21 protein-coding genes are annotated in these 20,344 nt (G+C 65.0%); 17 read left to right on the top strand and 4 right to left on the bottom strand.

What is annotated here, in order from left to right; all coding sequences use genetic code 11:
* The first annotated feature begins 250 nt into the window (after positions 1-250).
* The 3 genes from ACQR1F_RS10870 to ACQR1F_RS10860 all read left to right on the top strand — a co-directional run bounded on the left by ACQR1F_RS10870 (position 251) and on the right by ACQR1F_RS10860 (position 2,625).
* Positions 251-1,096, top strand: coding sequence for a hypothetical protein (locus ACQR1F_RS10870; protein ID WP_434890952.1), 846 nt, complete (start codon positions 251-253; stop codon positions 1,094-1,096).
* A 155-nt stretch (positions 1,097-1,251) separates the two neighbouring features.
* Positions 1,252-2,370 carry a DUF2336 domain-containing protein gene (locus ACQR1F_RS10865; protein WP_316183072.1) on the top strand — a complete coding sequence of 373 codons (1,119 nt, stop codon included), beginning with the start codon at positions 1,252-1,254 and terminating at the stop codon, positions 2,368-2,370.
* A gap of 30 nt (positions 2,371-2,400) precedes the next feature.
* Positions 2,401-2,625 carry a hypothetical protein gene (locus ACQR1F_RS10860; RefSeq protein WP_434912998.1) on the top strand — a complete coding sequence of 75 codons (225 nt, stop codon included), beginning with the start codon at positions 2,401-2,403 and terminating at the stop codon, positions 2,623-2,625.
* 30 nt (positions 2,626-2,655) lie between these two features.
* Here ACQR1F_RS10860 and ACQR1F_RS10855 read toward each other — a convergent pair whose 3' ends face one another.
* Complete coding sequence (locus tag ACQR1F_RS10855) at positions 2,656-3,336, bottom strand: TetR/AcrR family transcriptional regulator (protein ID WP_315801217.1); 681 nt, start codon at positions 3,334-3,336, stop codon at positions 2,656-2,658.
* A gap of 257 nt (positions 3,337-3,593) precedes the next feature.
* Here ACQR1F_RS10855 and ACQR1F_RS10850 point away from each other — a divergent pair, with 257 nt between their 5' ends.
* From ACQR1F_RS10850 to cynS, 7 genes are all read left to right on the top strand, one after another.
* Positions 3,594-4,136: an OsmC family protein gene (locus ACQR1F_RS10850; RefSeq protein ID WP_315801216.1), complete on the top strand. Its 543-nt coding sequence runs from the start codon at positions 3,594-3,596 to the stop codon at positions 4,134-4,136.
* A 33-nt stretch (positions 4,137-4,169) separates the two neighbouring features.
* Positions 4,170-5,291: an acyl-CoA dehydrogenase family protein gene (locus ACQR1F_RS10845; RefSeq protein ID WP_434840338.1), complete on the top strand. Its 1,122-nt coding sequence runs from the start codon at positions 4,170-4,172 to the stop codon at positions 5,289-5,291.
* A gap of 47 nt (positions 5,292-5,338) precedes the next feature.
* Positions 5,339-6,214: a sulfurtransferase gene (locus ACQR1F_RS10840; protein ID WP_434880736.1), complete on the top strand. Its 876-nt coding sequence runs from the start codon at positions 5,339-5,341 to the stop codon at positions 6,212-6,214.
* A gap of 96 nt (positions 6,215-6,310) precedes the next feature.
* Positions 6,311-7,696 (top strand): CmpA/NrtA family ABC transporter substrate-binding protein, encoded by a 1,386-nt coding sequence (locus ACQR1F_RS10835; protein WP_434912997.1) that lies wholly within the window; start codon positions 6,311-6,313, stop codon positions 7,694-7,696.
* 178 nt (positions 7,697-7,874) lie between these two features.
* Positions 7,875-8,714, top strand: coding sequence for a nitrate ABC transporter permease (ntrB, locus tag ACQR1F_RS10830; RefSeq protein ID WP_316183076.1), 840 nt, complete (start codon positions 7,875-7,877; stop codon positions 8,712-8,714).
* A 246-nt stretch (positions 8,715-8,960) separates the two neighbouring features.
* Positions 8,961-9,866, top strand: a complete 906-nt coding sequence (locus ACQR1F_RS10825) for an ABC transporter ATP-binding protein (RefSeq protein ID WP_316215928.1) — start codon at positions 8,961-8,963, stop codon at positions 9,864-9,866.
* Positions 9,867-9,913: 47 nt separating this feature from the next.
* On the top strand, positions 9,914-10,402 hold the full coding sequence (gene cynS / locus ACQR1F_RS10820; protein WP_315779742.1) for a cyanase: 489 nt from the start codon (positions 9,914-9,916) through the stop codon (positions 10,400-10,402).
* A gap of 67 nt (positions 10,403-10,469) precedes the next feature.
* Here the strand turns inward: cynS and ACQR1F_RS10815 are convergent, their stop codons facing one another.
* On the bottom strand, positions 10,470-10,793 hold the full coding sequence (locus tag ACQR1F_RS10815) for a DUF1476 domain-containing protein (protein WP_316183078.1): 324 nt from the start codon (positions 10,791-10,793) through the stop codon (positions 10,470-10,472).
* Between the two features lie 310 nt (positions 10,794-11,103).
* On the opposite strand from ACQR1F_RS10815, the gene purC reads away from it, so the two are divergent.
* From purC to ACQR1F_RS10785, 6 genes are all read left to right on the top strand, one after another.
* Positions 11,104-11,871: a phosphoribosylaminoimidazolesuccinocarboxamide synthase gene (gene purC / locus ACQR1F_RS10810; protein ID WP_008974302.1), complete on the top strand. Its 768-nt coding sequence runs from the start codon at positions 11,104-11,106 to the stop codon at positions 11,869-11,871.
* A 13-nt stretch (positions 11,872-11,884) separates the two neighbouring features.
* Entirely contained in the window at positions 11,885-12,127 is a 243-nt protein-coding gene (gene purS / locus ACQR1F_RS10805; RefSeq protein ID WP_006614499.1) for a phosphoribosylformylglycinamidine synthase subunit PurS, read from the top strand.
* A gap of 3 nt (positions 12,128-12,130) precedes the next feature.
* Positions 12,131-12,589 (top strand): hypothetical protein, encoded by a 459-nt coding sequence (locus ACQR1F_RS10800; protein ID WP_434846391.1) that lies wholly within the window; start codon positions 12,131-12,133, stop codon positions 12,587-12,589.
* A gap of 1 nt (position 12,590) precedes the next feature.
* Complete coding sequence (gene purQ / locus ACQR1F_RS10795) at positions 12,591-13,292, top strand: phosphoribosylformylglycinamidine synthase subunit PurQ (protein ID WP_172131014.1); 702 nt, start codon at positions 12,591-12,593, stop codon at positions 13,290-13,292.
* 112 nt (positions 13,293-13,404) lie between these two features.
* Positions 13,405-14,736, top strand: a complete 1,332-nt coding sequence (locus ACQR1F_RS10790) for a DUF1236 domain-containing protein (protein WP_434912996.1) — start codon at positions 13,405-13,407, stop codon at positions 14,734-14,736.
* Positions 14,737-14,972: 236 nt separating this feature from the next.
* On the top strand, positions 14,973-15,710 hold the full coding sequence (locus ACQR1F_RS10785; RefSeq protein ID WP_434912995.1) for a tetratricopeptide repeat protein: 738 nt from the start codon (positions 14,973-14,975) through the stop codon (positions 15,708-15,710).
* 100 nt (positions 15,711-15,810) lie between these two features.
* Here ACQR1F_RS10785 and ACQR1F_RS10780 read toward each other — a convergent pair whose 3' ends face one another.
* Entirely contained in the window at positions 15,811-16,293 is a 483-nt protein-coding gene (locus ACQR1F_RS10780) for a PaaI family thioesterase (RefSeq protein WP_315801205.1), read from the bottom strand.
* Between the two features lie 198 nt (positions 16,294-16,491).
* Between ACQR1F_RS10780 and purL the strand changes: the two genes are divergently transcribed.
* Positions 16,492-18,702, top strand: a complete 2,211-nt coding sequence (gene purL, locus ACQR1F_RS10775; protein WP_434846387.1) for a phosphoribosylformylglycinamidine synthase subunit PurL — start codon at positions 16,492-16,494, stop codon at positions 18,700-18,702.
* Positions 18,703-18,995: 293 nt separating this feature from the next.
* On the opposite strand, the gene ACQR1F_RS10770 is transcribed toward purL, so the two are convergent.
* Complete coding sequence (locus tag ACQR1F_RS10770) at positions 18,996-20,192, bottom strand: acyltransferase family protein (RefSeq protein ID WP_316183080.1); 1,197 nt, start codon at positions 20,190-20,192, stop codon at positions 18,996-18,998.
* Positions 20,193-20,344 lie beyond the last annotated feature (152 nt).

Genomic DNA, 20,344 nt, shown 5'->3' with positions numbered 1-20,344 from the left:
ACGGTCGCATCGCGTGCCGCGTGGCGGCTATCAATGGCTTCGCGCATCCGTCCATCGCGCGCAATTGTCGATTGAGTTGTCGCGCGGCTCACACGGCCCTGGCAATTCATCCGCGCCCCGGCGGGCCTCGAGTCTGCGATCCCGTTTACACCGGCTGAACGATGATTTGCGAACGCAATTCCAGATTGTGGTTCGTCCGATCGGTTCTGGTTAGATCGCAGCACAAAGAGCAAGACCTAAGGGGGCATTCATGGCTACGCGACGATGGCGCTCGTTTTTGAGTGGTGCGTTGATCATCGGTTCGATCTTCGGCTTGTCGGCGAGCGCCGAGGCGGCGGCACCGAAGCGGTGTACGACCGCGGCCGATCTCGGCGCCGACGAGCGCATCGCCGGCTGCACTGTCGTGATCAAGCACGGCAAGCCGGCGACGCCGCAGGTGATCGAAGCCCGTTTCGCACGCGCCGGCGCCTATTTCCGCAAGGGAGATGTCGAGCATGCGATCGACGACTACAAGATCGTCATCGAGCAGTCCTCGGCCGGTCTTCTTGCCGCATTCGATCGCGCCGGCCCCGATCTGCGCGAGAGCGAGCCGCAGCCGGGGTCGGGTTTCGGGCGGGCGTTCGGTCGCAATGGCTACCGCGCGCAAGCCTATCGCGCGCTGGGGATCGCAAGCTTCCAGGCGGGTCTCCTGGAGCAGTCGCAGGACGACTTCCGATGGCTCAGCGAGATCGATCCCAACAATGCCGATGCGGCCTTGTGGCTGGACCTGGCGCGCCGCCGTGCCGGGCTCGCGAGCGAGCTTGCCGACCACGCCAAGCGGCTCGACATGGGCAAATGGCCGGCGCCGATCGTCCGCCTGTTTCTCGGCCAGGAAACGCCAGAGGCCGTGCTTGCGGCGGCGGACCGCGGTGCTCCCGCCACGCGCCAGGCACGGCGCTGCGAGGCGAGCTTCTTCGCCGGCGAGTTGATGCTCCACCAGGGTCGCGAGGGCGACGCCATGCAGCTGATCGACCGGGCTCTCGCCGAGTGCCGGTGGACGTCGCGCGAACGGTCGGTCGCCGAGGCCGAGGCGCGCGCGCTCCACGTCATGCCGTAGACAGCATGCGCGTGCGCGCATGCTTAACGCGCACGCGCGCATTTGAGTGAAAATGCCCGGTCAAATCCGCACGCGGCGGGTTACGGAACGCTCGGGTTCGAACGGTATGATCTGCGCATTGCCCTTCCATTGTTGCAGCGGTGCGGCCTTTCATCATGAACGAAACCAGATCGGTGTTGCGGGACCTTGAGGATGCGATCGCGCGGGGGACCGCCGACAGCCGGGAGCGCGCGCTGTGGCATGCGACCGACCTGCTGATCGCGGGACGGTACTGCGAGGAGGAGATCGCCACCTTCGGCGAGGTCATCGGCCGGCTGGCTGACGAGATCGAGGTCGAAGCGCGCGCCAAACTCGCCGATCGCCTCGCCAGGATCGAATATTCACCGGCCAGCGTCATCCGCAAGCTCGCCTTCGACGACGAGATCTGGGTCGCCGGCCCGGTGCTGCGCGAATCCGAGCGGCTCGATGACGCCACGCTGGTCGAGAACGCCAGCACCAAGAGCCAGGACCATCTGCTCGCGATCGCCGAACGCCGAACGCTGAGCCCGGCGGTGACCGATGTGCTGGCGACGCGCGGCAACCGCGCCGTCGCCACGGCGGTGGCGCGCAACCAGGGCGCCCAGTTCTCCGGCGCCGGATTCCTGCACATGGTCAAGCGCGCCGAGAACGACTCGATCCTCGCCGAGCATCTCGGCCGTCGGCTCGACATCCCGCGCCATCTGTTCCAGCAGCTCATCGCCAAGGCCTCGGACGATGTCGGCAAGCGGCTGGCCGGCGAGCGCCCTGAACTGCTCGGCGAGATCAACAGCTCGGTCGCCAACATCGCCGGCGACCTCCAGTCGAAGTTCGGACCCGGCTCGCGCAACTACTTCGTCGCCAAGCGCACCGTGACGATCCAGCACCGCCTCGGCAATCTGCACGAGAGCACCATCGCCAGCTATGCGACGGCGCACAAGGTCGAGGAGGTGACGATCGGCCTCGCGCTGCTGTCGGGACTGCCGGTCGACGTCGTCGAGCGCGCCTTGTTCGACCGTAACCGAGAGATGCTGCTGATGCTCGCCAAGGCGCTCGGCTTCACCTGGGATACGATGATGGCGCTCGCCTTCCTCGGTGCCCGCGAACATCGCATCACGGCCGGTGAATTGCAGGAGCTGGAGCGTGACTATGCCAAGCTCCAGTCGCAGACGTCGCGCAGCGTGCTCGAATTCTATCAGTCCCGCAAGAATCCGGGCAAAGGCGGCAAGGCGTCCACGCCGCGCGCGGCGGCGTATTGAACCTGCAGCGACGGACGGAGGTGATCGCGGATGAACGGCACGGAACTCCCTCTTCGCAGAGAGCAGCGGATCGGCCATCGCGAGACGCCTGCGGACCGCGCGGCGGCCGATGCGGCCTGGCATGTACTCGAAGCGGCCAACGAGCTCGGTGATGAGGCTGCGGTCGCGGCCTGCCGCCGCGTCATCGATGCCAGCCTCAACGGCGCGTGCGCAGACCGGGCCGACCTGAAGCTGGTGACGGAGTATTTCCGCTAATCCAGACGCTCGGTCGCGGAGCAGGGCGGCTCACGCCGTCGCGAGCTGCGGGTTTGCCTTGCTGTTGCGCTGTGCCGCCTTCAGCTTCGCCGGCTCGATCAGCGCCTTCGCGGCCAGGCCGGCCGTGTCCGCGACCTCGGGATTGCGTGACACCATTGCCGCCACGATCGCGCCGTCGATCAGCAATGCGAGCTGATGCGAGAAGCTCTCCGGCTCGGCGGCGCCCATCTCGCGGGCGAGCCTCTCGATATGCGCCAGCACCACCTTCTTGTGGCGCATCGCGATGGTGCGAAACTGCTTCTGATCCTTGTCGTGCTCGCCGACCGCATTGATGAAGGGGCAACCGTAGAAGCGCTCCTCGCCGAACCAGCTCTTTAGCGCCGGAAAGATGCGTGCCAGCTTGGTCTCGGCGTCACCGCCGCCGCTCTCCATTTCCGCGATGAACCATTCGCGCCACTGCTTGCCTTCGCTTTCGAGCACGGCGGTGACCAGCGCGGTCTTCGATCCGAACAGCTTGTAGAGCGTGGTCTTCGCGGTGCCGGCCTCGCTGATGATCGCATCGATGCCGGTGGCATTGATTCCGTTCTTGCAGAACAGCCGCGTGGCGGCGCCGAGCAGACGGCCGCGCGCGGATTCGTCATCGCCGGCCGCGATCGTCCTCGCGATCGCCTGCTTCTTGCCGGTTTGTTTGCCCGCAACTGACTTTGCCATGCCTGCAAGCTTAATCGCTGTGCGCGTGAGTCAGCAAGACCGCTGACGTGCGCGAGGCAGCGTTGCGCGCAATTTGATCTCCGAGGGCGGCATTCTGCACCGCGCTTGGGCAGCGGAGGGGACGCAGCGGGTCGCCGCTTGCCGCGATGATCGCGTAAGCCGCGAGGATCACTCCGGCTTTTGATTTTCGGCCTCCCTGGCACGCTTCGTGCAGGATACAGACCGTTCGGTATCCTCATCCCAGGGAGAGAAATGAGATGACCGCTGTGGTTCAGAAGACGGCGCTGACGGGCTGCCTCGCGCCCATCGACAGAGGTGGGCTCGAGCAGCTCATCGTCAACGGCAAGGCCAACCCCAAGGTCATCAAGACCCTGAAGTGCAAGACCGTCGCCGAGGGCAAGTTCCGCCACGCCAACTACATCCGCAACCTCGCGCCGTACATCGTCGACGAGCCGCCGGGGCTGCTCGGTGACGACACCGCGCCCAATCCGTCGGAAGCCTCGCTCGCTGCGCTCGGCTCGTGCCTGGCCGTCGGCCTGCACGCCAATGCGGTGCATCGCGGCTGGATCGTCAACAAGCTCGAGCTGGAGCTCGAGGGCGATCTCAACATCACCGCAGTCTGGGGCACCGGCGACGTCAGCGAGAAGCCGGTCGGCTTCACCGACGTCCGCGTCAAGGTCGACATGGAGTGCGAGGGCATTCCGCAGGAGGAGGTCAAGGCGCTGATCGATCACGTCAAGAAGTGGTCGCCGGTTGCCAACACGTTTACCCGCCCGGTCAATCTCGAAGTCGGAATCTGATCGGCCGAGGGCCTGCGAGTAGCGGAGGACGTCATGGGTTCACTCGGACAGCATCTGGCAGTCGACGGTGCGGGCGTGATGCCCGTGCCGTCGACCGTGGAGCAGGTCACGGCGATCGCGCGCAAGGAGCTCGCGCCGCTGGCCTCTGGCATCGACGCCGGGACGGTGTACCCGGCCGACGTGCTCCGCCGCTTCGGCGAGGTCGGCGCGTGGAGCAGCCACGTGCCGGACAATGGCGCGGCGGATCTCAACTGCGCGATCGACGCCATCGGCGCGATCGGCGAGGTCTGCGGCGCCTCTGCCTTCATGGCGTGGTGCCAGAACACGCTGGTCTGGTACATCGCCAACTCACCCAACAAGGCGCTAGTCGACCGTCTTCTCGACGACGCCGCGAGCGGCCGGTTGCTCGGTGGCACCGGGCTCTCGAACCCGATGAAGAGCTTCTTCGGCATCGAGAAGCTCAAGTTGAAGGGCCGCAAGGTCGAGGGCGGCTACGTCGTGCGCGGCGTGCTGCCCTGGGTCTCCAACCTCGGGCCGGACCACATGTTCGGTACCATCTTCGAGCGTGAGGACGCGCCCGGCGAGATCGTGATGTTCATCGCCGACTGTGCCGATCCGGCGGTGACCCTGCAGCCCTGCCAGCCGTTCCTGGCGATGGACGGCACCGGCACCTACGGCATTCAGTTCCGCGACCTGTTCGTTCCGGACGAACTGATCCTGGCCGACCCCGCCGGTCCCTTCGTCAAGAAGATCCGCGCCGGATTCATCCTGCTGCAGGCCGGCATGGCGCTCGGCCTGATCAAGGACTGCATCAAGATCATGCAGGAGGTCGAGGCGCCGCTCGGCCACGTCAACCGTTATCTGCCGCAACAGCCGGTCGACTTCAGCGCGCTCGCCGACGAGCTCGCACGGGAGACCGCCATCCTCGCCAGCGATCCGTTCAACACCGACGAGACCTACTGGCGCAAGGTCGTCGCGCTGCGCCTGCGGGCCGGCGAGGCCAGCGTCGCTGCGGCTCATGCCGCGATGCTCCATTGCGGAGCCCGCGGCTACCTCAAGGGCAATCGCGCCGAACGTCGCCTGCGCGAGGCCTATTTCGTCGCGATCGTGACCCCCGCGACCAAGCAGCTCCGCAAGATGCTCGCCGACGGCTGACGCCGGCGAGAACGGCAACCAACAAATCCCACCAGGAGAGGCCTGCCATGACGGACGTTCTGATTACTGCCGGTGAACTCGCCGAGTTCATCAAGACCGAGCCGTGTGTCGTGATCGACACCCGCAATCCCGATGCCTATGCCGCGGGACATCTTCCCGGCGCGGTCAACGTCCACGAGATCTTCACCTATCTCGCGACCTCCACGCCGGAAGGCATCACGGAGCTGAAGACGAAGTTTGCCGATGCGTTCGGCGCCGCCGGCCTGTCGGGTGCGGAGACCGCCGTGGTCTACGAGCAGTCGATGAACTCCGGCTTCGGCCAGTCGTGCCGCGGCTATTTCCTGCTCACGATGCTCGGCTATCCCAAGATCAAGGTGCTGCATGGCGGCTACGACGCCTGGGTCGCCGCCGGCATGCCCGTGACGACCGACGTGCCGTCGCCGGCGAAGGCATCGTTCAGCATCGTTCCGGAGGCGGGGAGCATCCTGATCGACGCCAAGGCGATGCTGGCCGCCGTCGGCAATCCCGCGATCGCGATCCTCGACGTCCGCGATGTCGACGAATGGATCGGTGATTCCTCCTCGCCCTACGGCAAGGATTTCTGTCCGCGCAAGGGCCGCATCCCCGGCGCCGTCTGGCTCGAATGGTACCGCATGATGAAGCCGACCGGAGAGGGGCCGCGCTTCAAGTCGAAGGACGAGATCCTCGCCGAATGCGCCACCGTCGGCATCACGGTCGACACGCCGGTGTATCTCTACTGCTTCAAGGGCGCGCGGGCCTCGAACACCTTCCTGGCGCTGAAGAACGCCGGCGTGAAGGATGTGCGGATGTACTTCGGCTCGTGGAACGAGTGGTCGCGCGATCCGTCGCTGCCGATCGAGGAAGGTCTTCCGATGCCGGCGATGACCAGCAAGGCGGCATAGAAGCTGCATGTTGAGCACGTCCGGCCGCTGAAAAACGCGGCCGGATGAGCAGTTCGAAGGCGCTGATAGCGCAGGTGTGACAAAGGGGCGCAGCACATGTCGATTTTCGATGATCCGTTCGATGCCGATTCACGCGTGAATGCCGGTTGTATCTGCGGCCAGCATCGCAGCCCGGCCGAACATGAGCACGCCATGCTGGCGCTGCGCTGCGAGCCCGTGGCGGAGTCCACCGAGAAGCGCTACGAGAACGTGGTCGCGTCCGCCGTGCTGCGCGCGGTGTTGCCGCAAGCTGCCACCCGCCGCGCGTTCCTGAAGTCGGTCGGCGCCGCCACCGCGCTCGCTGCCGTCTCGCAATTCTTTCCGCTGAAGACGGCGACTGAAGCTTTCGCCGAAGCGGGCGCGCCGGAGAAGAAGGATCTCAAGGTCGGCTTCATCCCGATCACCTGCGCCACGCCGATCATCATGGCAGCGCCGCTCGGCTTCTATGCCAAGGCCGGGCTGAACGTCGAGGTCGTCAAGACCGCCGGCTGGGCCGTGATCCGCGACAAGACCATCAACAAGGAATACGACGCCTCGCACATGCTGGCGCCGATGCCGATCGCGATCTCGCTCGGCCTCGGTGCACAGCCGATCCCGTTCACCGTGCCCGCGATCGAGAACATCAACGGGCAGGGCATCGTGCTGGCGATGAAGCACAAGGACAAGCGTGACCCGAAGGACTGGAAGGGCATGAAGTTCGCCATTCCGTTCGACTATTCGATGCACAATTATCTGCTGCGTTACTATCTCGCCGAGCACGGCATCGATCCCGACACCGACGTGCAGCTGCGCTCGGTGCCGCCGCCGGAGATGGTCGCGAACCTGCGCGCCGACAACATCGACGGTTTTCTCGCGCCTGACAACATCTGCCAGCGGGCGATCTTCGACGGCGTCGGCTTCCTGTACGTGCTGTCGAAGGAGATCTGGGACGGTCACCCCTGCTGCAGCTTCGCGGCGAGCCGCGAGTTCATCACGACGGCGCCGAACAGCTTCGCGGCGCTCACCCGCGCCATCGTCGATGCCACCGCGTACGCGTCGAAGGCCGAGAACCGCAAGCAGATCGCGGAGGCGATCGCTCCGGCGAATTACATCAATGCGCCGGTGACGGTCATGGAGCAGGTCCTCACCGGCACCTATGCCGACGGCCTCGGCGGCGTGAAGACCGATCCGAAGCGCGTCGATTTCGATCCGTTCCCGTGGCAGTCGTTCGCGGTGTGGATGCTGACCCAGATGAAGCGCTGGGGCCAGATCAAGGGCGACGTCGACTACAAGGCGGTCGCCGAGCAGATCTATCTCGCCACCGACACCCGCAAGGTCATGACCGACATGGGGCTCTCGCCGCCGAAGGACTCCTACAAATCGTTCTCGGTGATGGGCAAGCCGTTCGATCCGACCAAGCCGGACGACTACGTTGCCAGCTTCAAGATCAAGAAGGCGTCGTGATGGGAGCGATGGGCACGCTGCCGGCCACACCACCGGTGTCGTCCCCGCGAACGCGGGGACCCATACGCCGTAACCTGGCTTGTGGCAGGGCTGGTCGCGACAATCTTATCCATCCATTGATTTCGGTGGTTATGGGTCCCTGCGTTCGCAGGGATGACGCCGGTGGTGGAGCGACGGCATGACCGCCTCACTTCGTCTGCGCGCCGCCGTCGTCTCAATCGTGCTGCTCGCCGTCTTCCTCGGCGCCTGGCACATCGCCACGCGCAGCACTGGCACGGCTGCCAACATGAGCCCGGAATACGCCAAGCTGATGGGCATGACGGCCACCCAGGGCAAGTCGGCGATGCCCGGGCCGCTCGATGTCGGCGCCAAGCTGTGGGAGCATCTCCGGCGGCCGTTCTACGACAATGGCCCGAACGACAAGGGGCTCGGCATCCAGCTCGCCTTCTCGCTGGGGCGGGTCATGCTCGGCTACCTGATCGCGGTCGCGGTCGCGATCCCGCTCGGCTTCCTGATCGGTATGTCGCCGTTGATGAGCAAGGCGCTCGATCCGTTCATCCAGATTCTCAAGCCCATCTCGCCGCTCGCCTGGATGCCGCTGGCGCTCTACACGATCAAGGATTCCAGCCTGTCGGCGATCTTCGTGATCTTCATCTGCTCGGTGTGGCCGATGCTCATCAACACCGCCTTCGGCGTCGCCGGCGTGCGCAAGGAATGGATCAACGTCGCCCGCACGCTCGAGGTCGGGAATTTCCGCCGCGCCTTCACGGTCATCCTGCCGGCGGCGGCGCCGACGATCCTCACCGGCATGCGGATATCGATCGGCATCGCCTGGCTCGTCATCGTCGCCGCCGAGATGCTCGTCGGCGGCACCGGCATCGGCTACTTCGTCTGGAACGAGTGGAACAACCTCTCGATCACCAACGTGATCATTGCGATCCTGATGATCGGTCTGGTCGGCATGATGCTCGATCAGATCCTGGCCCGTGTCGCGCGGCTTGTGACGTTTCCGGAGTAGGGGGATGACGGTCGTGATCCCAAGCAGAGCGGCCGTCTTACCTCTCCCCGCTTGCGGGGAGAGGTCGGATTGCATCGTAGATGCAATCCGGGTGAGGGGGTACAGGTCCATCCACGGACACTCCCGGCGCGTGTGCCCCGAATCATCTCTTTCCATAGGCACCTTTCGTGCGGCTGCCCCTCACCCCAACCCTCTCCCCGTGAAGAACGGGGAGAGGGAGCGCACCGTCCTCGCGGAGTCTGCTCGATGACCTCAGACAAGTTCATCTCCATCGAGGGCATCGCCAAGCGCTACGACGGGGCGCGGAGCACGACGATCTTCGAGAACCTGTGGCTCGCGATGGCGCGCGGCGAGTTCGTCTGCGTGATCGGGCATTCCGGCTGCGGCAAGACCACGGTGCTGAATGTTCTTGCCGGCCTCGACGCACCGAGCGAAGGCGCCGTCATCGTCGACGGCCAGGCCATCGAAGGCCCGAGCCTCGACCGCGCGGTTATCTTCCAGAGTCATGCGTTGCTGCCATGGCGGACGGTGCTCGGCAATGTCACCTATGCCGTCTCGTCGAAATGGCGCAAATGGGATCGCGCCAAGGTCAAGGCGCATGCGCTGAAATATATCGAGCTGGTCGGGCTTGCCGGCTCCGAGCACAAGCGTCCCTCGGAGCTGTCCGGCGGCATGAAGCAGCGCGTCGGGATTGCCCGGGCGCTGTCGATCACGCCGAAGATCATGCTGATGGACGAGCCGTTCTCGGCACTGGACGCACTGACGCGCGGCACCCTGCAGGACGAGGTCCGCCGCATCTGCGTCGAGACCGGGCAGACCGTGTTCATGATCACCCACGACGTGGACGAAGCGATCTATCTCGCCGACAAGATCGTGCTGATGACCAACGGTCCCGGCGCGGTGCTGGCGGAGATCGTCGAGAACCCGCTGCCGAAGGACCGGCTGCGCGGCGACCTGCATCGTCATCCGCTGTACTACGCGCTACGCAATCACATCATCGATTTCCTGGTTAGCCGCAGCAGGACCTTCACTGCCGAGACGCCGGATCACGACCCGCGCAAGGTGCCGGTGGTGAAGATCGGGCGCACCGAGCCGGCGATCGTAGCGTCCAAGCCGGTCGAGAGCGATACGCCGCTGGCGGTCGCCCGCTGAGGCTCGGAAGAAACCCATCAACGAAGATCCATCAAGGGAGACCAAGCATGAAGCGATCCGACCTCACCGAGAAGCTGCTCGACATCAAGCGCGAGAAGGGCTGGAGCTGGAAGTACATCTGCGAGACGATCGGTGGCTATTCCGAGGTGCTGATCGTCGGCGCCATTCTCGGCCAGATGAAGCTGACCAAGCCGCAGGCCGCCAATGCGGGCGAGCTGTTCGGCCTGTCGAAGTCCGAGATCGCGATGCTGAACGAGACGCCGATGCGCGGCGAGGGCGTGCAGATGCCGCCGACCGATCCCCTGATCTATCGCTTCTACGAGCTGGTGATGATCAACGGCCCGGCCTGGAAGGAGCTGATCCAGGAGGAGTTCGGCGACGGCATCATGTCGGCGATCGATTTCGACATGGTGATGGAGCGCCTGCCCAATGCCAAGGGCGACCGCGTCAAGATCACGATGTCGGGCAAGTTCCTGCCGTACAAATATTACGGCGCCAGTGGCAACGTGCCGGAGTACGGATTCAAGGAAGAATAAGCGAATAGGGAGTGGCGAATAGGGATCTTCTTGCCCTATTCGCTACTCGCCATTCGCAACTCGCCCGTTATTGTCCCGCCTTGACCTGCGCCACGGCGGTCGACAGCAGCTCGCTCATCTTCGCGCGCACGTCCGCCTCGGTGACGGCGGCGCCCTTGGCGTTGAGGTCTCCCAGCACCTTGCGCAGCACGTCGGCATCGCCCGCTTCCTCGAAATCGGCCGCGACGACCTCCTTGGCGTAGGCGTCGGCGTCAGCGCCGGACTTGCCGAGCTTTTCGGCGGCCCACAGGCCGAGCAGCTTGTTGCGGCGGGCTTCTGCCTTGAACTTCAATTCCTCGTCATGGGCGAATTGCTTCTCGAAGGCGTCCTCGCGCTTGTCGAACGTGGTCATGGTCGGAACTTCCAGTGTTGCCGAAGAGGGTTAACCGCGCAGGCGGTTGCGGGGCGGTGGCCGCACGCCTAAATAATTGGAACATCTTGCCAATACAACGGGTACGAGGCCGCAGGGAAGGGCGGTAAAACTCCGCCCCCGAGGTCTGGATCGATTGTGCTCGGGACACCAATGAGATAGGTTTCCCACAGGCCCGGTTCCTGTTCTGTTTCCGTCCGTCCGGGCCCTCGCGGCAGCTCCGTCGTGGTCCTGTCCAAAGTCATCCGGAGCCCACCATTTCATGGATTTCAACAAAACACGGTACATCCCAATGAGCCGTCGGCGTCGCATTTATGAAGGCAAGGCCAAGGTCCTGTACGAAGGCCCCGAGCCGGGCACCCTGATCCAGCACTTCAAGGACGACGCCACCGCCTTCAATGCCAAGAAGCATCAGGTGATCGAAGGCAAGGGCGTCCTCAACAACCGGATCTCGGAGTACCTGTTTCAGCACCTCAACGACATCGGGGTCCCGACTCACTTCATCCGCCGGCTCAACATGCGCGAGCAGTTGATTCGCGAGGTCGAGATCGTCCCGCTCGAGGTCGTCGTGCGCAACGTGGCGGCGGGCTCGCTGTCGCAGCGCCTCGGCATCGAGGAAGGCACCCAGCTGCCGCGTTCGATCATCGAATTCTATTACAAGAACGACCAGCTCAACGACCCCATGGTGTCGGAGGAGCACATCACCGCGTTCGGCTGGGCCACGCCCCAGGAAATCGACGACATCATGGCGCTGGCCATCCGCGTCAACGACTTCCTGACCGGGCTCTTCCTCGGCATCGGCATCCGCCTGGTCGACTTCAAGATGGAGTGCGGCCGGCTGTTCGAGAACGAGATGATGCGGATCATCGTCGCCGACGAGATTTCCCCCGATTCCTGCCGGCTGTGGGACATCAAGTCGAACGAGAAGCTCGACAAGGACCGCTTCCGTCGTGATCTTGGCGGCCTTCTGGAGGCCTATACCGAGGTCGCCAAGCGGCTCGGCATCCTCATGGAGAACGAGCGTCCGGCGGGCTCCGGCCCGGTCCTGGTCAAGAGCTAAAGGGAAGCAAGACGTGAAAGCGCGAGTCACGGTGACACTGAAAACCGGCATCCTCGATCCCCAGGGCAAGGCGATCGAGGGCGCCCTCAAATCGCTCGGCGTCGACGGCGTCGCGTCCGTTCGTCAGGGCAAGGTGTTCGACATCGAGCTCGCCGGCGCCGACAAGGCCCAGGCGGAGGCGGCCCTGAAGGCCGCCGCCGACAAGCTGCTCGCCAACACGGTGATCGAGAATTACCGGGTGGAATTGCTGGGGTAGGGCATGAATCAGGTTTTTGCGGACAGGGTCGGTAGGGTGCAACAGCTCTTTGACGACCTTGACCGCAGAAACGTTCTTCCGCTGGTCGGGACCATCTACCCCGAGATTCCTGCGGTCTATGTGTTCGTCGAATTGGGAAAACCCGTTCACGTCGGTCGTACAAGCAAGCTGCGACAGCGTATTCGGGGCCACCGGGATAAAAGCCACTACAGCGCAACATTCGCCTTTAAGGAAGCGCGCCGGCTGACCAACAATCTGAGGGCCACGTACAAAGCCAAGGGGTCGCGCACGTACTTGATGCAGGATCCGGACTTTCGTGCAGAATTCGACCGACAGATCCGACGCGTTACGGAGCTCGGCGTAAAGTATCTGGAAGTTGAAGATGCGATTGATCAGTATCTTTTAGAGCTCTATGCCGCTCTTGAGTACCAAACCTCGCTAACAGAATTCGAAAATCACTGACATGAAATCCGCCGTCCTCGTCTTCCCCGGCATCAATCGCGAGCGCGACATGGCGCGCGCGTTGCGCATGATCTCCGGCCATGAGCCGGCGATGGTCTGGCACGCCGAGACGGCGCTGCCGAAGGGCACCGACCTCGTCGTCGTCCCCGGCGGCTTCTCCTATGGCGATTACTTACGCTGTGGCGCGATCGCGGCGCGGGCGCCGGTCATGGATGCGGTGCGCGATCACGCCGCCAAGGGCGGCCTCGTGCTCGGCGTCTGCAACGGCTTCCAGATCCTGTGCGAGTCCGGCCTGCTGCCGGGCGTGCTGATGCGCAACGACAGGCTGAAATTCATCTGCAAGGACGTGCATCTGCGGGTCGAGCGCTCCGATTCTCCGTTCACCCGCGGCTACAATGCGGGACAGGTCATCCGCGTGCCCGTCGCTCACGGCGAGGGCAATTATGCGGCCGACGAGGAGACCTTGAAGCGGCTCAATGGCGATGGGCGCGTGCTCTATCGTTACTGCTCGGCCGATGGCGAGGTTGGCGACCTCAGCAACATCAACGGCGCTGCGCATTCGATCGCCGGCATCGTCAACGAGAACGGGAATGTGCTCGGCATGATGCCGCATCCCGAGAATCACGTCGAAGACATCATGGGCTGCACCGACGGCCGTGGCCTGTTTGCCGGCCTCGTCGCCCATCTCGACCGCGCGGCCTGACGCCGTTCATCGAAATCGTTCCGTAGTTTTTTCTCGCGCCGTCCGGCAACGCCGGGCGGCTGTTTGCGTTGTCCGCCCGATTCCACGGGACAGGAACCAAGGAGGTTCTCATATGACGACGAAACATTGGCTGGGAACGGCCGCGATCATTCTGGCGATCGGCACGGCATCAGGTGCCGCATCGGCGCAGTCCGAGATGAAGCGCGAGGGTGGCGCCGCTGCCCCGACCGCACGCGAAGCGATCCGGCCCGGCAGCGAGGCCAAGAGCGCTGGCGCGGCCGTGGAACACGGCGCGTCGGAGGCGAAGCAGAGCGCGCAGGGTCGCAGCGAGCCGTCATCGGCCGCGCGCGAGCAGGCTCAGGAGCGCTCGGCGCACGATGCGAAGCAGAGCGCGGAGCAGAGCAAGGGCGAGCGCGGGCCGGACTCGGCACAGCGCGAGCGCGACGCCAAGGACAGCGCCGAGAGCAAGTCGCAGGCCGACAGCAAGCAGGCCGACAAGCAGTCTGACAGCAAGAGCAAGGCTGAGTCGAAGCAACAGCAGGGACGCGCCGACGAGCCGCGCAAGGGCGAGGATCGCGCCGCCGAAACCAAGTCGGGCGCCACGGATCGCAAGTCCGACCGCGAGGCCGAGCGCAGCGGCAGCGACAAGAGCCGGCAAAGCCAGGACGAGCGCAAGGCCGGCACGTCGGACCAGGCGGCCGACAAGCAGACCGGCCGCAGCAAGCAGGCCAATCAGCCGGGTGCAACGGACAGCAAGAGCACGACCGCGCAGCAGAACCAGCAGACCGGTCCGGCCGGCGCCGCTGCGGGCAAGCCGGACGCGACCGGGCAGGCCAGCAACCAGACCCAGACCAACGGCACCCGCTCCAGCACGCAGGTTTCGGTCAACGCGCAACAGAAGACCCGCGTGGTCGACCAGCTCAAGCGTGATCACGACTTCGACCGTGCCCGCACCGACATCGACATCCGCATCAACGTCGGCGAGCGCCTGCCCGAGCGCGTGCGGCCGCGTCCGCTGCCGTCGGACATCGTCACCATCGTTCCGGAATATCGCGGCTACGAATACACGGTCGTGCATGACGAGATCGCCATCATCGATCCGCGCAGCCGCGAGATCGTCGATGTCATCCCCCAGAACGGCATGCGCGCCGATCGCGGCTATGAGCGCGGCGGCTACGGCGTGAGCTCGACCCGCATCGTGCTGTCCGACGATCAGCGCCAGATCCTGCGCCGCGCCGCGACCGAGACCGGCACCGTCGGATCGACGACATCGTCGTCGACCTCGTCCGGAACGAGCTGTCTGAGCCTGCGACGCGTGCCCGATGAGCTCGCGCGCAGCAATCCGGAGCTCGCCAACTACCAGTATCTGGCGATTGGCGAGCAGGTCGTGCTGGTCGACCCGCGCGATCAGAAGGTGGTGCAGGTCATCGACCAGCAGCAATAGCGGCGTGGCGATACGACGGCGGCTCGAGGGCGGGGGCGCGACGCGCTTCCGCCCTTCTTCGCGACAGGATCGCCTTCCGTACGGCCATCGAACGAGCCTTGCTCCGCTGCTTGAACCGGCCGTTGTCCTCATGCGTCAAACCGGCATCGTCAATTGAGCTGGCTCGGACGGGATTGTCGGCCGCGCGCGGCCACGCTATCAACGTTGGCGTGTAGGGATTGGCCGTGGGGACCGCCGTGCCGGTTGCACTCGTCATTATACTTCTTCAGATCTCGCTGATCTATCATGCGTCGCGGACCGGGCGGATGCAGCCTTGGGCGTTCATCATCTTGTTGGTCCCCTTGATCGGCGCGCTCGCCTACATCGTCGTCGAGCTGGTGCCGGAATGGCTGGGCAGCCACGACGTCCAGAAGGCGCGCAAGCGCGTCGCCAACAAGCTGGACCCTGAGAAATACTATCGTGAGTTGTCGGATCGCGTCGCCGTGACGGATACGATTGCCAACCGCGCCGCGCTCGCCGAGGAATGCGTCGCCGTCGGTCGCTATGACGAGGCCGAGCAGCATTACGATCACATCCTGAGCCTGCCGATGGGCCACGAGCCGCTGTTCGCGCTCGGCAAGGCCAAGGCGCAGTTCGCGCGCCGCCGCCCCGCGGATGCGCTGGCGACGCTCGACGAGCTGCAGAAGACCTGGCCGGACTACAATTCGGCCGAGGCGCATCTGCTCTATGCTCGCGCCTTGCAGGAAGCCGGCCGCACCGACGAGGCCCTGGAGGAGTACCAGGCCTTGCTGGACTACGCGCCGGGCAGCGAGGCGAAGGTCCGCTACGGCTTGCTGCTCAAGCTGGCCGGCCGCATCGACGAGGCCAAGATCGTATTCACCGAGCTGCTGATCCAGATGAAGCGCGCCCCGCGCCATGTGCGCAAGGCGCAGGCCGAGTGGATATCGATGGCCGAGAAGCAGCTCGCGGGGTGAGGCCGTAGCCCGGATGAGCGCAGCGACATCCGGGTTCACCGAGGGAGCGCGTGAGATCCCGGATATCGCTGCGCTCATCCGGGCTACAAATCAAATCAGGCTACGGCGAGTTCGCTGCCTCCGGCGTCCGCCGCTTGACGCGCTTGATGGTCCCTGAGAACGAGAACAGCGGCTTGGTGCCGGAATGCAGCATGCCGCGCAGGAAGATCAGCGACGCGCCGGCGCGGGTGACCTCGCCGGTGGCCTCGATCAATTCACCCTCGCGCGCGGCGTCGAGGAATTCGGACGAAAACGAGACCGTGACGCCCGGGCCCTGCATGATCGGCGCGGCGAAGGCGAACAGGCAGTAATCCGCGAAGGTCATCAGGCAGCCGCCATGGACGTTGCCGCCGCCGTTCAAATGCTTCTTCTCGACCCGGAAGGCGCAGCGGATCGAACCGTCGTCCTCCATCCGGTGCCAGAACGGCCCGGTATGGGATTCGTAGCTGTCGCGCATCCAGGTCCGCCAGCCGGCGAACTCGCCGTCGGTCGCGATGTGGATGCCAGGACGGTTCTCGAAGGCGGAACGGGTCAGGTCGTGCACGTGTCAGGGCCTTTAACTGTTGATTTACCGTCTTAAATCCGATTGGCCGCCAATCTGCAAATATCCCGCTTGGCGGGTCCGGGCCAAAGCTCTGGACAGGGCGGAATAGGGCCGTAAAAGGCCTTTTCCGCTTCTGCCTCTGTATCTATGAAGCAGGGTTTAAGGGACCAGCGGCCCACGGGGCAAAGGCATTTCTCCATGCGCAATGAACCGCAGATCACCCCCGAGCTCGTCGCCGCCCACGGCCTGAAGCCCGACGAATATGAGCGCATCCTGAAGCTGATCGGGCGGGTCCCGACCTTCACCGAGCTCGGCATCTTCTCGGCGATGTGGAACGAGCACTGTTCGTACAAATCGTCCCGCATCCATCTCAAGGGCCTGCCGACCAAGGCGCCCTGGGTGATCCAGGGCCCGGGTGAGAATGCTGGCGTGATCGACATCGGCGACGGCCAGGCGGTCGTGTTCAAGATGGAGAGCCACAATCATCCGAGCTACATCGAGCCGTACCAGGGTGCCACGACAGGCGTCGGCGGCATCCTGCGCGACGTGTTCACCATGGGCGCACGCCCGATCGCCTGCCTGAACGCACTGTCGTTCGGCGCGCCGGAGCATCCGAAGACGCGGCATCTGGTGTCCGGGGTGGTGGCCGGCATCGGCGGCTATGGCAACTCGTTTGGCGTTCCGACGGTCGGCGGCCAGACCCGCTTCCACACCCGCTATGACGGCAACATCCTGGTCAACGCGATGGCGGTCGGCCTCGCCGACGCCGACAAGATCTTCTATGCGGCCGCCTCCGGCGTGAACATGCCGATCGTCTATCTCGGCTCCAAGACCGGCCGCGACGGCATCCACGGCGCCTCGATGGCCTCGGCCGAATTCGACGACTCCTCGGAGGAGAAGCGCCCGACGGTGCAGGTCGGGGATCCCTTCGCCGAGAAGCTGCTGCTCGAAGCGTGCCTCGAGATCATGGCCGCCGACTGCGTGATCGCGATCCAGGACATGGGCGCGGCCGGGCTGACCTGCTCGGCGGTCGAGATGGGCGCCAAGGGCGACCTCGGCGTCGATCTCGATCTCGATGCCGTGCCGACCCGCGAGATCGGCATGAGCGCCTACGAGATGATGCTCTCCGAGAGTCAGGAACGCATGCTCATGGTGCTGAAGCCCGAGAAGGAGAAGGAGGCGGAAGCGATCTTCCGCAAGTGGGGGCTCGATTTCGCGGTGGTCGGCTACACCACGCCGAGCAAGCGGTTCGTGGTGAAGCATGGCGGCGACGTCATGGCCGACCTGCCGATCAAGGAGCTCGGCGACGAGGCGCCGCTGTATGATCGCCCGCACGTGGCCTCATCGGCGCTGCCGGTGATCCACGCCCGCGAGGTCAAGCCGCCCCTGGCCATCATCCCGGCGTTGGAGAAGCTCGTCGCAACGCCCGATCTGTGCTCCAAGCGTTGGATCTGGGAGCAGTACGACCATGTGATCCTCGGCAACACCGTGCAGCGCCCGGGCGGCGATGCCGCCGTGGTGCGCGTGCAGGACGGGCCGAAGGGGCTGGCGCTCACCGTCGACGTCACGCCGCGCTATTGCGAGGCCGACCCGTTCGAGGGGGGCAAGCAGGCCGTCGCCGAAGCCTGGCGCAACATCACCGCGGTCGGTGGCCGGCCGCTTGCGATCACCGACAATCTCAATTTCGGCAACCCGGAACGGCCCGAGATCATGGGCCAGTTCGTCGGCTGCCTGAAGGGCATTTCGGAGGCCTGTCGCGCGCTCGACTTCCCCGTCGTCTCCGGGAACGTCTCGCTCTACAACGAGACCAACGGCCGCGCGATCCTGCCGACGCCCTCGATCGGCGGCGTCGGCCTGCTCGATGATTTCACCAAGTCGGCGAGCATCGCCTTCAAGGCCGAGGGCGAGGCGATCCTGCTGATCGGCGAGACCCATGGCTGGCTCGGCCAGTCGGTCTACCTGCGCGACGTCTGCGGCCGCGAGGAGGGCGCTCCGCCGCCGGTCGACCTGGCCGCGGAGAAGCGCATCGGCGATGTCGTGCGCGGCATGATCCATGCGGGCACGGCGACGGCTGCGCATGATCTGGCCGACGGTGGTCTGCTCGTCGCGCTCGCCGAGATGGCGATGGCCTCCGGCATCGGCGCGCGGCTGCTGGCCGCGCCTGCCTCGATCGTGCCACATGCCTATTGGTTCGGCGAGGACCAGGCGCGCTATCTCGTGACGGTGCCGGAGACCGAGGCTGGCCGCGTGCTCGCCAAGATGCGCGGCGCCGGCGTGCCGTGCACGCGCATCGGCACGACAGGCGGCACTGCGCTGGCGATCGCCGGCGAGGCCTCGGTGGAAGTGGATACGCTGAAGAGCCGGTTCGAGAGCTGGCTACCAGAATATATGGGCGGGGCGGCTGCCTGACACACCGTTGTCGTCCCGGACAAGCCACGGCGGCGCACCGCGCCGACGTGGCGCCGATCCGGGACCCACTCGGTGTACGGAGTAGTCGGCGGGACTGGTCGTTGACCTGCGCCAACAACAAGATCTTGCGGTTATGGGTCCCTGCGTTCGCAGAACGACAGCGGAGTCCGTTGTCAGCGCGGTGCCTTTCCACGCGCTCATTGCGAGCGCAGCGACGCAATCCAGAGCTCCGGCGGGAGGTTGGATTGCGTCGTCGCTGCGCTCCTCGCAATGACGGAGGAGGCAGGACCGTCCTACAACACGTTCTTCGCCCCCGGAATCTGCCTGAGCACCCAGGTCGCGCCCCAGCTCAGCAGCATGCTGCCGACAAAGGCGATCGTCGCCTTGGCGATGGCGGGCAGGCCGAAGTCGAACAGCCAGTACTGGATCCACAGCACGATCGGATAGTGCACCAGGAACATGCCATAGGCGTCGGCCTGCATGCGATCGAGCACGGAGAATTCCGAGCGGCGGTTGTTGAGGAAATAGGACAGGATCGCAAACAGGATCGCGGCGCTGAAGATGACGAACAGGAAGCCATAGGCTGCCTCGTACCATTGCGGCAACACGGGGGGATTGCCCAGCACCTGGCGCTTGATCGTGATGAGCACCCAGAGCAGCGCATAGGGCACCAGCGTGACCACGATCCAGGCCCCGAGTCCGCGCTGCGACATCTGCCCTTCTGCGGCCAGCAGGCCACGTTCGACATTGGCCGAGCCGATGCCAGCCCCGACGTAGAAATAGGCGGCGTAGAGCAGGACGCGGCTGGCCTGCACCGAGAGCGGTCCGGCTTCAAACCAGAACGTCGGGCCGAAATAGAGCCGGGACGGGATGTAGAGTCCGCCTGTGATCAGCAGGAAGGCAAAGAAGAAGTCGCGCGGATGCTCGAAGGCGCGCTGCGACAGCCGATTGATCGGATCCAGCAGGCGTGGCGAGACGCGGTACAAAAGGGCTGCCGAGGTGTCGAACGCCAGCAGCACCCAGATGAACCAGATCGGCCCGCTCGGCCATGGACCGACCGTGACCGTCTTCCACCAGAAGGCAGCGAAGGTGGCGTCCGGATTGGCGCGCAGCTCGATCGCGTAATAGGCAAGCGGAATGACGGTCAGGGCTGCGATGGCGAACGGCAGGCCAAGGCGCAATAGCCGGTCACGCAGGAACTGCAGCGTCGACTTGTGAGCAAGGCCCGACCACACGAACAGGCCCGACAGAAAGAAGAACATGGCCATGAAGAAGCTGTCGGTGGCCAGCACGATGGCATCGAAGCCGAGGAAGAACGTCGGATCGGTGTGCCCGAAATAGGTATAGGGAATCACGGCGTGGTGGAGCAGCACCACCAGCGTCAGGAATGTCCGGGCGTGATCGAGCGCGGCGTTGCGCGCCCGGGCGCGCGGGCGGGCCTGAAGCTCGATCTTCGCGGCCGCCGCCGATTGTGTAACCGATATGACCATACGCCCCCCGGCGTCGCTGCTGCCCGGCCCGTGCAGCGGATGGGACGTTCGCATCCCCCTCGCCGCGGGGCGTCATGCAAACGTCGTCCAAGGCTGCGCGAGCCGGAATGAGTGGATGAGCTCGTGTGACCTATGGCACCGTCATTCGCTGG

The organism is Bradyrhizobium sp. HKCCYLS3013 (assembly GCF_051167615.1).
Taxonomy (GTDB): Bacteria; Pseudomonadota; Alphaproteobacteria; order Rhizobiales; family Xanthobacteraceae; genus Bradyrhizobium.
The sequence above is the reverse complement of the archived record's forward strand: the minus strand, read 5'-3'. Positions and strand labels throughout refer to the sequence as shown.

Bases quoted from the DNA above. Each gene is read 5' to 3' on its own strand.
- ACQR1F_RS10870 (WP_434890952.1), top strand. From the start codon at position 251: ATGGCTACGCGACGATGGCGCTCGTTTTTGAGTGGTGCGTTGATCATC.
- ACQR1F_RS10865 (WP_316183072.1), top strand. From the start codon at position 1,252: ATGAACGAAACCAGATCGGTGTTGCGGGACCTTGAGGATGCGATCGCG.
- ACQR1F_RS10860 (WP_434912998.1), top strand. From the start codon at position 2,401: ATGAACGGCACGGAACTCCCTCTTCGCAGAGAGCAGCGGATCGGCCAT.
- ACQR1F_RS10855 (WP_315801217.1), bottom strand. From the start codon at position 3,336: ATGGCAAAGTCAGTTGCGGGCAAACAAACCGGCAAGAAGCAGGCGATC.
- ACQR1F_RS10850 (WP_315801216.1), top strand. From the start codon at position 3,594: ATGACCGCTGTGGTTCAGAAGACGGCGCTGACGGGCTGCCTCGCGCCC.
- ACQR1F_RS10845 (WP_434840338.1), top strand. From the start codon at position 4,170: ATGGGTTCACTCGGACAGCATCTGGCAGTCGACGGTGCGGGCGTGATG.
- ACQR1F_RS10840 (WP_434880736.1), top strand. From the start codon at position 5,339: ATGACGGACGTTCTGATTACTGCCGGTGAACTCGCCGAGTTCATCAAG.
- ACQR1F_RS10835 (WP_434912997.1), top strand. From the start codon at position 6,311: ATGTCGATTTTCGATGATCCGTTCGATGCCGATTCACGCGTGAATGCC.
- ntrB (WP_316183076.1), top strand. From the start codon at position 7,875: ATGACCGCCTCACTTCGTCTGCGCGCCGCCGTCGTCTCAATCGTGCTG.
- ACQR1F_RS10825 (WP_316215928.1), top strand. From the start codon at position 8,961: ATGACCTCAGACAAGTTCATCTCCATCGAGGGCATCGCCAAGCGCTAC.
- cynS (WP_315779742.1), top strand. From the start codon at position 9,914: ATGAAGCGATCCGACCTCACCGAGAAGCTGCTCGACATCAAGCGCGAG.
- ACQR1F_RS10815 (WP_316183078.1), bottom strand. From the start codon at position 10,793: ATGACCACGTTCGACAAGCGCGAGGACGCCTTCGAGAAGCAATTCGCC.
- purC (WP_008974302.1), top strand. From the start codon at position 11,104: ATGAGCCGTCGGCGTCGCATTTATGAAGGCAAGGCCAAGGTCCTGTAC.
- ACQR1F_RS10800 (WP_434846391.1), top strand. From the start codon at position 12,131: ATGAATCAGGTTTTTGCGGACAGGGTCGGTAGGGTGCAACAGCTCTTT.
- purQ (WP_172131014.1), top strand. From the start codon at position 12,591: ATGAAATCCGCCGTCCTCGTCTTCCCCGGCATCAATCGCGAGCGCGAC.
- ACQR1F_RS10790 (WP_434912996.1), top strand. From the start codon at position 13,405: ATGACGACGAAACATTGGCTGGGAACGGCCGCGATCATTCTGGCGATC.
- purL (WP_434846387.1), top strand. From the start codon at position 16,492: ATGCGCAATGAACCGCAGATCACCCCCGAGCTCGTCGCCGCCCACGGC.
- ACQR1F_RS10770 (WP_316183080.1), bottom strand. From the start codon at position 20,192: ATGGTCATATCGGTTACACAATCGGCGGCGGCCGCGAAGATCGAGCTT.